The organism is Streptomyces sp. NBC_01707 (genome assembly GCF_041438805.1).
In the GTDB taxonomy this organism is placed as follows: domain Bacteria; phylum Actinomycetota; class Actinomycetes; order Streptomycetales; family Streptomycetaceae; genus Streptomyces.
On the sequence record NZ_CP109190.1, the window covers coordinates 3,772,152 to 3,786,215 of the forward strand.

Annotated in this window: 11 protein-coding genes; 8 read left to right on the top strand and 3 right to left on the bottom strand. The window is 70.6% G+C overall.

Annotated elements, in window-relative coordinates:
• Positions 1-90: 90 nt before the first annotated feature.
• Together OG963_RS16870 and OG963_RS16875 are read right to left on the bottom strand one after the other, a co-directional pair.
• Positions 91-2,778: a SpoIIE family protein phosphatase/ATP-binding protein gene (locus OG963_RS16870; protein ID WP_093929378.1), complete on the bottom strand. Its 2,688-nt coding sequence runs from the start codon at positions 2,776-2,778 to the stop codon at positions 91-93.
• A 73-nt stretch (positions 2,779-2,851) separates the two neighbouring features.
• Positions 2,852-3,937 carry a Ku protein gene (locus OG963_RS16875; RefSeq protein WP_371799206.1) on the bottom strand — a complete coding sequence of 362 codons (1,086 nt, stop codon included), beginning with the start codon at positions 3,935-3,937 and terminating at the stop codon, positions 2,852-2,854.
• Positions 3,938-4,027: 90 nt separating this feature from the next.
• Between OG963_RS16875 and ligD the strand changes: the two genes are divergently transcribed.
• From ligD to OG963_RS16915, 8 genes are all read left to right on the top strand, one after another.
• Positions 4,028-4,924 carry a non-homologous end-joining DNA ligase gene (ligD, locus tag OG963_RS16880; RefSeq protein ID WP_093772548.1) on the top strand — a complete coding sequence of 299 codons (897 nt, stop codon included), beginning with the start codon at positions 4,028-4,030 and terminating at the stop codon, positions 4,922-4,924.
• A gap of 150 nt (positions 4,925-5,074) precedes the next feature.
• Complete coding sequence (locus OG963_RS16885; RefSeq protein ID WP_371799207.1) at positions 5,075-7,222, top strand: HEAT repeat domain-containing protein; 2,148 nt, start codon at positions 5,075-5,077, stop codon at positions 7,220-7,222.
• Positions 7,219-7,533, top strand: coding sequence for a zinc-ribbon domain-containing protein (locus OG963_RS16890; RefSeq protein WP_030915883.1), 315 nt, complete (start codon positions 7,219-7,221; stop codon positions 7,531-7,533). Before OG963_RS16885 ends, OG963_RS16890 begins: the two co-directional genes overlap by 4 nt.
• 113 nt (positions 7,534-7,646) lie before the next feature.
• The gene (locus OG963_RS16895) at positions 7,647-8,411 is read left to right on the top strand and encodes a hypothetical protein (protein ID WP_093929379.1); all 765 of its coding nucleotides are present in this window, start codon (positions 7,647-7,649) and stop codon (positions 8,409-8,411) included.
• On the top strand, positions 8,408-9,775 hold the full coding sequence (locus tag OG963_RS16900) for a sensor histidine kinase (RefSeq protein WP_319326030.1): 1,368 nt from the start codon (positions 8,408-8,410) through the stop codon (positions 9,773-9,775). The genes OG963_RS16895 and OG963_RS16900 overlap by 4 nt, the downstream gene beginning before the upstream one ends.
• A gap of 36 nt (positions 9,776-9,811) precedes the next feature.
• On the top strand, positions 9,812-11,188 hold the full coding sequence (locus OG963_RS16905) for an FtsW/RodA/SpoVE family cell cycle protein (protein ID WP_030915874.1): 1,377 nt from the start codon (positions 9,812-9,814) through the stop codon (positions 11,186-11,188).
• A complete protein-coding gene (locus OG963_RS16910) occupies positions 11,185-12,642 on the top strand; it encodes a penicillin-binding transpeptidase domain-containing protein (RefSeq protein WP_371799208.1) in 1,458 nt (485 codons plus the stop codon). Before OG963_RS16905 ends, OG963_RS16910 begins: the two co-directional genes overlap by 4 nt.
• An 86-nt stretch (positions 12,643-12,728) precedes the next feature.
• Positions 12,729-13,208, top strand: coding sequence for a DUF3291 domain-containing protein (locus tag OG963_RS16915; RefSeq protein ID WP_093772558.1), 480 nt, complete (start codon positions 12,729-12,731; stop codon positions 13,206-13,208).
• Here OG963_RS16915 and OG963_RS16920 read toward each other — a convergent pair whose 3' ends face one another.
• Positions 13,209-14,018 (bottom strand): hypothetical protein, encoded by an 810-nt coding sequence (locus tag OG963_RS16920; protein ID WP_371799209.1) that lies wholly within the window; start codon positions 14,016-14,018, stop codon positions 13,209-13,211.
• Positions 14,019-14,064 lie beyond the last annotated feature (46 nt).

Here is a 14,064-nt window from a genome sequence, read left to right on the forward strand (position 1 = left end):
CGGGGCTCCGGCCCCGGGGCAGCAGTGCGTGCGTACCGACCTCGACAGCTGCGCTCCTTCACGGAGGTCGTGATCACGCCGCTGAGTCCCTCAAGGACTGTCCGTGGCTCCGGGCAGCGGCTGCTGCGCCCAGATGACCTTGCCTTCAGGGGTGTACCGCGTGCCCCAGTGCTCGGCGATCTGCGAGACGAGGAACAGACCACGGCCTCCCTCGTCCGTCGTAGCCGCGTACCTCAGATGGGGTGAGGTGCTGCTGCCGTCGGACACCTCGCAGATCAGGTTGCGGTCACGCAGAAGCCGCACCCGGATCGGCGCGGAGGCGTGGCGGATGGCGTTGGTGATCAGCTCGCTGAGTATCAGCTCCGTGGTGAACGCCAGCTCCGACAGATCCCATTCGTCGAGCCTCTCGGCGACCGCGGCGCGTATCCCGGCCACCGCGGCGGGGTCGAGCGGGACGTCCCACTCGGCGATCTGGTCGGGGGAGAGCGCGCGGGTGCGGGCGATGAGCAGTGCCACGTCGTCCTGGGCCTGGGCGGGAAGGAGTGCGTCGAGCACCGCCCCGCAGTGTTGTTCCGGCGATCGGCCGACATGGGCCAGAGCCTGGCGGAGCAGCTCCATCCCCACGTCGATGTCCCGGGTGCGGTCCTCGATCAGCCCGTCGGTGTAGAGGACCAGCTGAGCACCCACGGCCAGATCCAGTTCGGCCGTCTTGAACGGCATGCCGCCGAGTCCCAGTGGCGGCCCGGCAGGAAGGTCGGGGAACTCCACTCTGCCGTCGGGCTGGACCAGCGCGGGGAGGTGATGCCCGGCGCGGGCCATGGTGCAGTGCCGGGAGACGGGATCGTAGATCGCATACAGGCAGGTCGCTCCCACGACCCCGACACCGACGTCCGTGGTCCCCTCTTCCCTGTCGATGCGGTCGACGAGATCGTCGAGGTGGCCGAGGAGCTCGTCGGGCGGCAGATCGAGCGTGGAGAAGTTGTGCACCGCGGTGCGGAGCCGCCCCATGGTCGCGGCGGCATGCAGTCCATGGCCGACCACATCACCGACGACGAGGGCGACGCGGTTGCCCGACAGCGGGATCACGTCGAACCAGTCACCGCTGACTCCCGACTGAGCGGGCAGATAGCGGTGGGCTACATCCAGGGCGTTCTGCTCGGGCAGAGCGCGCGGCAGCAGGCTGCGCTGCAACATGACCGCCAGGGCGTGTTCGCGGGCGTACCGGCGGGCGTTGTCGATGCTGACCGCGGCGCGGGCGACCAGCTCCTCGGCGAGTGACCGGTCCTCCTCGTCGAACTTTCCGGCTTCCCGCGAGCGCCAGAAGTTGGCCATGCCGAGAACCACGCCCCGTGCCTGGAGCGGCGTCGTGAGGAGTGAGTGGATCCCGTACGCGATGACGTCGTCCGTGCGTTCCGGGTCCTGAGCACGCCAGCCGGGCGCGGAGGCCAGGTCGGGCACCACCACCGACCGGCCGGTGGCGAATCCACGAGCCTGGGGCGTGGAGGGAAGGAAGGTGATGAGCTCGCCGCGCGGGTAGAGCGGGTGGTCGTTGCGGATACCGCTGACGGCCACGCGGCACATGTCTGCGGCCGTTCCGGTGGGCTCCTCGCCGAGCAGGACGGCGTTGGCGAGGTCGACGGTGACGAAGTCCGCGAAACGGGGGACGGACATCTCGGCCAGCTCCTCGGCCGTGCGCGCCACGTCGAGAGTGGTGCCGATGCCCAGCCCCGCGTCGTACAGCAGCCTGAGGCGCTCGTTCGCCGCATCCACCTTGCCCGACAGCGCCAGGAGCTGGGTGGAGTCGCGCAGGGTGGCCACCGTTCCCAGAGAGCCTCCGTTGTGGTCCGTGCGCCGCTGGTTCACCACCAGCATCCGGTCCCCGGCCAGGTACACCTCGTCCGTGGCCACGCGACCGGAGACGAGCAGCTCCGCCGTGGCCGGGTCGAGGCTCTCCAGTTCCTCGACCCGGCGTCCCTGGGCATCGGGGGGCAGATCGAGCAGCCGTTCGGCCTCGTCGTTCGCCAGCAGCAGCCGACCGTCGCGTCCGACGATGAGCACTCCTTCGCGGACGGAGTGCAGCACCGCGTCATGGTGCTCGTACATACGTGTCATCTGGGCGGGATCGAGCCCGTGGGTCTGCCTGCGCAACCGCTTGGCCACCAGCGCGGCCCCGCCCGTGGCCAGGGCGAGCGCGGCGGCACCGCTGGCAAAGATGACCACCAGCTGCCTGCTGACCGTGTTGGCGACGTTCTTGACCCTGAGGCCTGCGGACACCAGGCCCACGACCGAGTGGTCGGGAGCGGTGACGGGGACGATCGCCTGGACCTCGTGGCCGAGGGGGCCTTGGACGTCCTCCACGTGGACCTCGCCCTCCAGCGAGGGTTTGATGTTGCCGACGAATTTCTTCCCGATGAGCTCCGGTCGGGGGTGTGTGTAGCGAATCCCGTGGGTGTCCGTCACCACGATGAAGTCGACCCCGGCCAGCTTCCGCGCCTCCTCGGTGAGCGGCTGCAGCACTTTCGAGGGATCGGGAGATTTCAGCACGTCCACGATCCCCGGAGAGTGTGCGAACGACTCCGCTGCCGCCACCGAGCGGCGCTCCGCCTCGATCTCGGCGTCGTGAAACGACTGGAGGACCAGCGCAAGAACCGCGCCCGCCACGAGCAGGACAATGACCACCGCCTGCAGGACGAACACCTGCCGGGCTACGCTTCGCGGACGCCTGCCGCTCAGTGACCGAACCGATCTGCTCCGGGATCGGTCGGAATGGTCGACCATGGCGCCATTTCTAACACTTTCCAGCAGTGCGTGCCCATTGGGTCACTTTCGTCCGATTTTCATCGACCAACCGTCAGGCCGAGGCGCGCTTCTTGGGAGATGCCTTCCTGGCCGCCGGCTTCGCGCCCGTTGCCGACTTCGCTGTCTTTGCGGCCGTGTTCGCTGTCGTCTTCTTCGTGGCCGACTTCGTCGCCGACCGTGCCGTGGTCTTCTTGGCGGGCGTTCTGCCCGGCGTCGTCTTCTTCCCGGCGGCCTTCCGTCCGGTGCTCTTGGCCGCGGAGGCAGCCTTCTTCTTCGCCCCGGTTCCGCCGCTCTTCTTGCGTCCTGCGAGTGAGGTGACCTTGGCCACCGGGGCGCCCTCCGCCTCTCCCGGCTCCTCGCCGCGAGCTTCCTTCGCCGCCCGGACGCTGTTCTCCAGCGCCGCGATCAGGTCGAGCACCTTGCCGCCGCCGGGCTCGCCGGAGGCGGCGGGCTGCAACGCCTCGCCGGAGGCCTTCGAGGCGATGAGGGTCTCCACCGCCTCGCGATAGTCGTCATGGAGCGTGTCCATGTCGACCTCACCGAGGGTGGCCATCAGGGCGTCGGCCAGATCGAGTTCGGCGTCACGGACCGTGACGTCGGACTCCGGGGCCACGCCGTCGGTGGCACGGATCTCGTCGGGCCAGAGCAGGCCGTGCATGGCGATCACGTCGTCGACCACGCGCAGCATGCCGAGCCGTTCACGGCCGCGCAGTGCGTACTTGGCCACCGCGACCTTCCGGCTCCGCTTCAGGGCCTCGCGCAGCAGGGTGTACGGCTTGGCCGCCGGGACTCCGTTGGCGGAGAGGTAGTACGCCGCGTCCATCTGGAGCGGGTCGATCTCGGTGGCCGACACGAATGCGACGATCTCGATCGTCTTGGCGGTGGGAAGCGGGAGCGAGGCCAGGTCCTCGTCGGTGATCGGGATCATCGTGCCGTCGGCGTCCTCGTACGCCTTGCCGATCTCGGCGGCCGTCACCTCCTGCTCGTCGAGTTCACAGACCTTCCGGTAGCGGATCCGGCCGCCGTCGGCGAGGTGGATCTGGCGGAAGGAGATCGAGTGGCTCTCCGTGGCGTTGACCAGCTTGATCGGGATGCTGACCAGCCCGAAGGAGATCGCGCCGTTCCAAATGGACCTCACCGTTCACCCCTGTGTCCCTGAAGATTTCGACAGGTATCGATAGATGGCGATTGATTCCTCAAGATCCCGGAATCATGTGATTCTTATCGTATGACGCCGATCACGGAGGTGGAGGGGCGGCGCCTGGCGCTCAGCAACCTCGACAAGGTGCTGTATCCGGCCACCGGGACCACCAAGGGCGAGGTGCTCCACTACTACGCGGTCACGGCGGCCGACGCCCTGCTCGCGCATCTGCACAACCGGCCGGTGTCCTTCCTGCGCTATCCGGACGGGCCGGACGGGCAGCGGTTCTTCACCAAGAACCCGCCGCCCGGCACCCCGTCCTGGGTACGGATCGCCGAGGTGCCGCGGCATGCGGCACAGCAGAACCGGCAGGTGGTCGTACAGGATCTGGCGTCGCTGATGTGGGCCGCGAACCTGGTGGTGGAGTTCCATACACCGCAGTGGCAGGCCGATGCTCCGGGCATCGCCGACCGGATGGTGTTCGACCTCGATCCGGGGGCTCCGGCAACCGTCGTGGAGTGCTGTCGGGTGGCGCTGTGGCTGCGCGAGCGGCTGGCGGCGGACGGGTTGTCCGCATACGGGAAGACCTCGGGATCGAAGGGGCTGCATCTTCTCGTACCGCTCGAGCCCACACCCGCCGATCGGGTGTCGGCGTACGCGAAACGGCTGGCGGTGGAGGCTGAGCAGGATCATCCGGACCTGGTGGTGCACCGGATGACACGGGCGCTGCGGCCGGGAAAGGTGTTCGTCGACTTCAGTCAGAACGCGGCGGCGAAGACCACCGCCACTCCTTACACCTTGCGCGCCAGAGCCGAGCCGACCGCCTCCGCGCCCGTCACCTGGGCGGAGATCGAGGACTGCCGGACCCCCGCCGAGCTGGTCTTTCTGGCCGCCGACATGGGCGGGCGGCTGGAGCGGTACGGGGACCTGCTCGCCCCGCTGACCGATCCGGACCGGGCCCGGCCGCTGCCTGCCGTCCCCTGAACGGAGTCCGTCGGGCCTGGTCAGCAGCCGTGCAGGCCGCCGTCGGCGTCCGTGCGGGCAAAAGGCTGCATGTGGCGGGTGGATTGTCCGGGCCGTGGTGCACACTCTGCCCAGACACTGCTTCGTGAGGTCACGTGGGGAGGCGATGGAGTGTTCGCGGGGATCGACGAGGTCGAATGGGCCTCGATGGAGCATGCGTACGGGCCTGCCGACGATGTGCCCGGGCTGCTGCGGGGGCTGGCGTCCGGCGATCCGGCGGAGCGCGAGGGAGCGCTGGACGGCATGTACGGGGCCGTGCACCACCAGGGCGATGTGTACGCCTGCACACTCGCCTGCATCCCGTTTCTCTTCGAGCTGGTCGCGGATCCGGGCATCCAGGACCGCGGCAGCATCGTCGAGCTGCTCACCAGCATCGGTGGCATCGATCTGGACGAGGACGACGAGGAGGAGCTCGACGAGGAGGAGATCCAGGGCGCGGCCAACTACGCGATGGCCGCCGCCGCCGTCACCGCCGGCGCCGGGGTGTTCTTCGAGCTGATCGCCGACGAGGACCCGGGGGTACGACTCGCCGCGCCGCTGGCGCTCGCCACACTGCACGGCCACCCGGTGCGGGTCCTCGCCCTGCTGCGGGAGCGGCTGCCGGTGGAGCCGGACGAGGAGGTACGGCTCGCGCTCGTGGAGGCCGCCGGGCGCGTCGCGCTGCGGCACAGCCCGCTGGCCGGACAGGCGGCCGACTGGCTGAGCCGGCTCGCCGCGGAGTCGTACGCGCCGGGGCTGCGGCTGGCCGCCCTCGCGCAGCTGGCCAGGTGCGCGCCGGAAGCACTGCCGGGCGATGTCGTACGGGTGGTGGCGGGACTGCTGCGCCGGCTGCGCGCGGATCCGGCCGGCGCAGCCGACGGGGCGGATCCGGTGGTCACCGCCGGGCCGGGGGACGATCCGGGGCCGGCCGCCGATGCCACCGAGGAGCGAGTCGCGCCGGTGACCCTGGTGGGTCAGCTGCGGGCGCTGTCCGCCGCCGAGTCCGCGGGGCGTACCGCCCCCTGGACGGCGGATCTGCTGCGGACACTGCATGTCGGACTCGACGACCGGGTCGCCGACCGGACGGCGCTGCTGACCGATCAGCTGCGCAGCCCCGACCTGCGGCAGCGGATCGACGCGGTGCGGATGAGCGCCGGGCTGATACGGGCCTGGCGGGGCTCGTACGAGGAGCTCGTCCGGCTCGTCGGCGAACAGCTCGCTTCCCCCGAGCCGAAACTGACCGAGGCCGCCTCGCATGTGCTGGAGGAGCTCTTCGGGCTCGCCGCGCCGGCCGCGGACGCGCTGGCGGCGCGGGTGGCGGCGGACCCCGGGGCCTGGGTGAAGGATTGGGCGAGCGGACCGCCGGGGCTCGGCAGCACGGTGAAGGCGCTGGCCCGGCTGGGTGACCCCCGTGCCCTGCCCGCGCTGGCCGCCGCCCTGGAGCGTCCCGAGGTGCCGCATGACGTGGGGTTCGCCATCGGACATCTGGGGGCGGCGGCGGCGCCGCTGGCCGGGGTGCTGCGCCGCAGGCTCGGCGAGATCGCTCTCGACGAGGGGGCGTACGACCGGGCGAATCCGCTGCTCTTCGGGCTGACCGCGCTGCGGGCGGGCGAGGCCGCACCGGAGGTGCTGCGGGTGCTGCGCGGTGCGCCGGAGTATCGCGGGGAGTGGTTGCGGACGTCGGCGCTGCGGGCGCTCGGCTCGTTCGGCTCCGCCGCGCACTGCGCCGTACCGGAGCTGCGGGCGCTGATTCGCCGCCCCGGGACCGCGGCGGCGACGGAGGCCGCACAGGCGCTGTGGGCGGTCGACGGGGATGCGGAGGCCGTGCTGCCGGTGCTGATCGAGGGGCTCCGGGCCGAGCATGCGCACGAGCGGCGGTCGGCGGTGACCGCGCTGGGCGGACTGGGGGCCCGGGCGGAAGCGACAGCGCCATGGTTGCGGGCCCTGCTGTCGCACGACGAGCTGTGGCTGCGGGTGGATGCGGCGATCGCGCTGTGGGAGGTGTCCGGCCGGACCGAGGGGTCCGTGCCGGTCATGCTGGCTGCCTGGGAGAAGAATCGCCATGTCAGGGTCCGGGTGGCCGAATGCCTGGCGCGGATGGGTACTGCTGGTGCAGGGTCGGATGCGGCACACGTGCTGCGTGCCGAACTCGCCTCCGTCCGCCGTCACAACGCGATGGACGGCGGGTACGGCAGCCACGACACATACGAGGACGAAAAGCTGCTGGCACTCTGCCGGCGAGCGCTCCCGGGGAACACGGGGAAGGGGCCCACAACGTGATCATCTTTGGTACGCGAGGCTATCTCTATCAACTGGCCGTCCTGACGCTTGTCTGCGGCTGGTGCGGCAACCCGGCCGCGCACACGCTGCGCAAGCGGGTCACGAAGTTCACGCTGTTCTTCGTGCCGCTGTTCCCGTTCTCGACGAAGTACGCGACGCAGTGCACGTTCTGCGGCGGCGAGCAGAAGATCCCGAAGGAGCAGGCCGAGCAGCTGCTGGCGCAGCACGTGGCGGCACAGGACGGCAACCCGTTCGGGCAGACGCAGCAGCCGGGGTACGCGCAGGACGGGCAGAACCCCTACCAGCACTGAACAACTACCTCTTCACCGGAAGCAAACAGACATAAAGAACTTCCTTCCGAATAAGGTCGATGCATCACGGGTCTGCGGACTCATGGACCGGACGACCTGGAAGGGAGCGAGCGATGTGCCCGCAGCGCCGGGTGACGCGCAGCGCGACGGCGGCCCTCGTGTCCGCCGTCGGCGCCGCGCTGCTGGCCGGCTGCGGCACCGACGGCGGCCGGCTGCGGAGCGCCGGACCGGCCCCGACCGCCATCGGACCCGCCCGGCTCTGGCCCCAGCTGCCGCCCGCCTCCGCCGCTCCGTACGACTACGGCGAGGGTGCGACGGCGCGCATCCCCGGAATCACCGTCCCGCACGACGACGTGCGTGCGCTGGACCCGGTCGCCGTGGTGCAGGCCGACCTGATGGCCACCACCAGCCGGTCCAGCGGTTCGGACGAACTTCCCGCCGACACGGTGCGGAGGATCACCGCGTGCCGCACCGCGCCCGACGCCTGCCCGGTCCTGCAGCCGTACTACCGCGATCTGACGGGCGTGGGCAGGGACGACATGGTGCTCGGCGTACGTCGGAGCGACGGGCGGCTCTCCGTCCGGGTCTACATGGCGCACTCGGGCGCGCTGACCCGGATCATGGCCGTCTCGGACGCGGTGATCAGCGTGGAGCTGGCCGGCCGGGATGTGATCATGCGGGTGCCTTCGGCGATCACCGGGTACGAGTACCGGACGGTGTGGTCCTGGGACGGCCGGCAGCACGCGATGCTGCCGACGCAGGACGAGATCCTGCGGAAGGCCCAGGAGGCGGAGCCCACCGCCCCGCCGAGCGTGGAGCCCAGTCCTGAGCCGACCGCGACGTCGCCGTCGCCCGCCGTCTCCGAGGGGCGGCGATGAGGCGACGGAGACCGCATACGCCCGCCTGGACCGCGACGCTCACCTGGAAGGCCGCGGTGTTCATCACCGTGATGTGCTGCGCCCTCGCCGCACTGCTCGGTGTACTGGTGCATACCGCTGTGACCCGGGAGACCGTCAGCGAGGCCCGCGACAAGGCACTCGCCCGGCTGGCGGACGCGACCAGGGCGTACGAGGCGGGCGAGGTGCTCCCGCCGGATTCCGGTATCGACCCGGCCGGTCTGCCCGCCTCCCTGCGTGACCTGGCCGTGAGCGGGCGCCGGGGCACCGTCGAGGCGGACGCCCACGGCCGGGCGGCCATGTGGGCCGCGGGCCCGGCCGACGGCCGTGCGCTCGCCACCGAGATCGACTACAGCGTGAGCGCCCGCACCATCGAACGCCTCGACCGGGCGATCGTCGGCTCCTCGCTGCTGGCGATCGCCGTCACGCTGCTGATCGGCGCGTTCGCCGTCAGCCGGGTCACCCGGCGGCTGCACCAGACCGCCCGGGTGGCCCGCCGGATCAGCGCGGGCGATCTCGACGCCCGCGTCGACGACCCCTGTACGGCGGACCCTTCGCGCCCGCAGGACGAGGTGGCGATCGTCGCCGGCGCGTTGGACACGATGGCGTCCACGCTCCAGCGCAAACTGCTGGCCGAACAGCGCTTCACCGCCGATGTGGCGCACGAGCTGCGCACCCCGCTGACCGGTCTCTCGGCCGCCGCCGAACTGCTGCCGGCCGGCCGGCCGGCCGAGCTGGTGCGGAACCGGGTCCGCACCATGCGGGCGCTGACGGAGGATCTGCTGGAGATCTCCCGCCTCGACGCCCGTACCGAGGAGGTCGATCTCGCCGTGCACGAACTGGCGCCGCTCGCCGAACGGGTGGTGCGCGCGTCGGGCACGGCGACCGAGATCCGCGTCGTGGGAGCGGAAGCCGGCAACGCGGTGAGGAACGTGCGGGTCGAGACGGACAGACGCCGGCTGGAACGGGTCCTCGGCAATCTGATCACCAACGCACACAAGCACGGCCGCCCGCCGGTGGTCCTGACGGTCGACGGGCCGATGGTGACCGTACGCGATCACGGCCCGGGCTTCCCGGACTATCTGCTGACCGGCGGTCCGCAGCGGTTCCGCACCGAGGGCGGCGGCAAGGGCCACGGGCTCGGACTGACCATCGCCGTCGGACAGTCGGCCGTCATCGGCGCCGAACTCGTCCTCGTCAATGCGGAGGACGGCGGGGCGGAGGCTCGGCTGACGCTCCCGGAGTACGTGCGGTTCGACGAGGACGAACCGGCCGGCCGGAAGGGCAACGGCAGCCGGGCCGGAGGCGACGGGCCGACCGGCGACGGCCAGGCCGAAGCGACATAAGGGAAATAAGGTCCACCTCTTGCTACGTTGCGGGGCATGACCGCAACGCCGGACGCACCCCCGCCCGAGCTACGCCTGCCCAAGCGGCGCGGGGTCGAGCTCTCGCTCCTCATCGGGGCGGTCCTCATCTCCGTCTACGGCTACGCCGCCGTCGGTCTCGCGCGCAACGACGCGGTCCCTCCCGATGTCGCCGGTTACGGCGCCGGCCTGGGGTTGCTCGCCCTCCTCGCGCACCTTGCCGTCCGCTTCCGCGCCCCGTTCGCCGATCCGCTGCTGCTCCCCATCGCCGTGCTGCTCAACGGTCTCGGCCTGGTACTGATCTACCGGCTCGATCTGGAGACGCCCAAGGACCAGGCCGCACCCACCCAGCTGATCTGGTCGACGCTCGGTGTCGCGTTCTTCACCGTGGTCGTCGTCTTCCTCCGCGACCACCGGGTGCTCCAGCGGTACGCGTACCTCTCGGTCGCCGCCGCCCTCGTCCTGATGATCGTGCCGATCTTCTTCCCGGCCGTGAACGGCGCCAAGATCTGGATCCGGGTCGGCGGATTCTCCTTCCAGCCCGGCGAGTTCGCCAAGATTCTGCTCGCCGTCTTCTTCGCGGCGTATCTCGCCGCGAACCGCAACGCCCTCGCCTACACCGGCCGCAAGTTCTGGCGGCTCCAGCTCCCCACCGGCCGTGTGCTCGGCCCGATCGTGGCGATCTGGCTGCTCAGCGTCTGCGTGCTGGTCCTCGAACGCGACCTGGGCACCTCGCTCCTCTTCTTCGGCCTCTTCGTGATCATGTTGTACGTGGCGACCGGCCGGACCGGCTGGATCGCGGTGGGACTGCTGCTCGCCGCCGTCGGCGCCTTCGTCGTCGGCTCCTTCGAACCGCATGTGCACAGCCGGGTGCAGGACTGGCTCGATCCGTTCGCCACCATCGCCGCGGGCCGCGGGCCCAGCCAGCTCGCCCAGTCGCTGTTCGCGTTCGCCGCGGGCGGGATGCTCGGTGCCGGGCTCGGTCTCGGCCACTCCATCCTCATCGGCTTCGCCGCCAAGTCCGACTTCATCCTGGCGACGGCGGGCGAGGAGCTCGGGCTGTCCGGGCTGACGGCGGTCTTCCTCCTGTACGCGCTGCTCGTCGCCCGCGGCTATCGGGCCGGCCTCGCCCTGCGCGACCCCTTCGGGCGGCTGCTGTCGATCGGGCTCGCCTCGATCCTGGCCCTCCAGGTGTTCGTCATCGCGGGCGGTGTGATGGGGCTGATCCCGCTGACGGGCATGGCGATGCCGTTCCTCGCCCAGGGCGGTTCGTCCGTCGTCACCAACTGGATCATCGTGGCGCTGCTCATCCGTGTCAGCGACGTCGCCCGCAGACCGCACCCCGACCAGGTGGAGACCGGGGTCGTCGCACCGGTCGCGGAGGAGCAGTCGTGATCCGCTACATCCGGCGGGCCGCCGCGTTCTGTCTGCTGCTGCTCATGGCGCTCCTGCTGAACGCCGCCCGCATCCAGGTCTTCCAGGCCGACGAACTCGACGGCAACCCCGCCAACCGCCGCCGGACGATCGTCCGTTACGACCAGCCGCGCGGCGACATCATGGTCGGCAAGAGGTCCGTCACCGGCTCCCGGAACACCGGCGAGCAGCTCAGCTACGAGCGCACGTACACCAACGGCCCGTTGTACGCACCGGTGACCGGCTATGCCTCGCAGACGTACGGCACGACGCTGATCGAGAACGCCGAGGACGGCATCCTCTCCGGCACCGACCCGATGCTCGCCCCGGTCCCCCTGTGGAACGAGATCACTCGCAGCCAGCAGCCCGCGGGCGACGTCGTCACCACCATCAAGGACTCGACGCAACGCGCCGCGTACGACGGGCTGGGCAACCGGCGGGGCGCGGTCGCCGCCCTCGAGCCGTCGACCGGCAAGATCCTCGCTCTGGTCTCGACCCCCTCGTACGATCCGGGGCGGCTCTCCGGCACCGGTTCCTCGGTCACCGACGCCTGGCGGCAGCTCAACGCGGACAGGAACCAGCCGATGCTGAACAGGGCGATCCGGCAGACCTATCCGCCGGGTTCCACCTTCAAGATCGTGACAGCTGCGGCCGCGCTCGACGCGGACGTGGTCAAGGACCCCGACGCCTACACCGACACCCCGTCCCCCTATGTGCTGCCCGGGACCAGCACCACGCTCCCCAACGAGGCGCGCGGCTGTGAGGAGGCGTCGCTCGCCGAGGCGATCCGGGTGTCGTGCAACACCGTGATGGCCCATCTGGGGGTGCAGGTGGGGCTGGACGGGATGGTGGAAGCGGTGCGGAAGTTCGGCTTCAACGACACCGGGCTGAAGATCCCGTCCGGGGTGGCGAAGAGCAACTTCGACACCGACATGAGCGACGACCAGCTGGCCCTGTCGTCGATCGGGCAGTACGACACGACGGCGACGCCCCTGCAGATGGCGATGGTGGCATCGGCCGTGGCGAACGGCGGGGAGCTCAAGTACCCGTACCTGGTCGACCGTACGACCACCAAGGGCGGCACCACCGTCCGTCAGAACACCACCCGCTCGTACCACCAGGCGATGAGCCCGCGTACGGCGTCGCAGCTGCAGCGGATGATGGTCGACGTCGTGGAGCGGGGCACCGGGTCGAACGGTGCGATCTACGGGGTGACGGTGGGTGGCAAGACCGGCACCGCGCAGCACGGCATCGACAACACCGGTATGCCGTACGCCTGGTTCATCTCCTGGGCCGAGTCCCCGGACTCGGGGCAGCCGGCGGTCGCCGTCGCGGTCGTCGTCGAGGACGCCGCCGCGAAGCGGGCGGACATCAGCGGGGGCGGGAGCGCGGCTCCGATCGCCAGGTCCGTCATGGAGGCGGCGCTGCGGGGCTGAAGGTACGACTGCACGGTTGCGGACCGGGTCGTCTCGCGGCGCGGAACGGTCCGTGCGGCGCGGAGCGCGCTGATTACTGTGCGGCCATGACATCTCTCGCGCCGCAGCCCGGCCACGAACTCGCGCAGGTGAACATCGCCCGACTCAGATTCCCGCTGGACTCCACCGAGTTGAAGGACTTCGTCGACGCTCTCGATCCGGTCAACGCGGTCGCCGACCGAGCCGCCGGCTTCATCTGGCGGCTCCGGAGCGAGACCGGGAACGCCACCGACGTACCGGTCTTCGGCGACTCCTGGCTGATCGTGAACATGTCGGTGTGGCGGGACAGGGACGCCCTGACGGCCTTCATGTACCAGGGGCAGCACCGCGAGCTCCTCGCCCGGCGGCGCGAGTGGTTCGAGCGGGTGGCGGAGGCGATGACCGCCCTGTGGTGGGTGCCGGCCGGTGAACGCCCGACGGTGCAGGACGCCGAGGAGCGTCTGCGGCATCTGCGCGAGCACGGACCGACGGAGCGGGCGTTCACCCTGCGGACCGTCTTCCCGGCCCCGACCGCCGCAGCGGGCTGATCAGCCGATCGGCCTGCGCGACTCGGCCCTGACCTGGGCCGTGTCCGCCGCCGCCTGCTCCAGGTCCACGCTCTTCGGGTCCTGGACCGCGATCTTGGGAGTGACCAGGCCGACGAAGGCCGCCGTGTTGTCGTCGCCCCAGGCGCACATGGGAATGGTGCTGGTCGTTCCGGCGTCCTTCGACGTCACGACCTGACAGGCCACCGTGATGTCGTATCCGTCGGGCGTGAACTCCCTGGCGGGTACGACGACGGTCATCCCCTTCTCTCCCGCGGCCCCTTCCAGGATCTTGTCCCGGGTGAACTCCGGCATCCTGATCCGGCCCCACATACCGGAGATGACCAGAACGCCGTCCTCGGCGGAGGCGTACCGGGTGACGACGGCCTTCACATCACGGACGCTGGGGTCAGGGACCTCCTCGACCTCCTTGCCGTCGGTCGACGACGTGTCCTCGGCGAGCGTGTACTCCTCGTCCAGCAGCTTCTTCGGCACGGTCAGCCGGTATTCGGCCTCGGGGAAGCCACCCACGACCGATTTCCCGGCCCCGACCAGCTGGAAGGCGGTGTAGCCGAGGGCGCCGACCGCCACCAGTGCGGCGGCGGCGATCCCGATGACCATGCCGGTCCGCTTCTTCCTCGGCGGCCGGGCGCCGGGCAGGCCGGGCATCCCCGGCTGCCCCCAGGGCCCTTGCGGCGGCAGTTGCTGCGGATAGCCGTACGGGGGCTGCTGGGCATACGGGTTGTGCTGCGGGTGCGGAGGCTGAGGCGGCCCGTACGGGCCCTGCGGCGGCTGCGGCGGCGGCATGGTCATGGCGCCCAAGTTACGTCACTCATGCGAACGCCGATTCGACACAGGG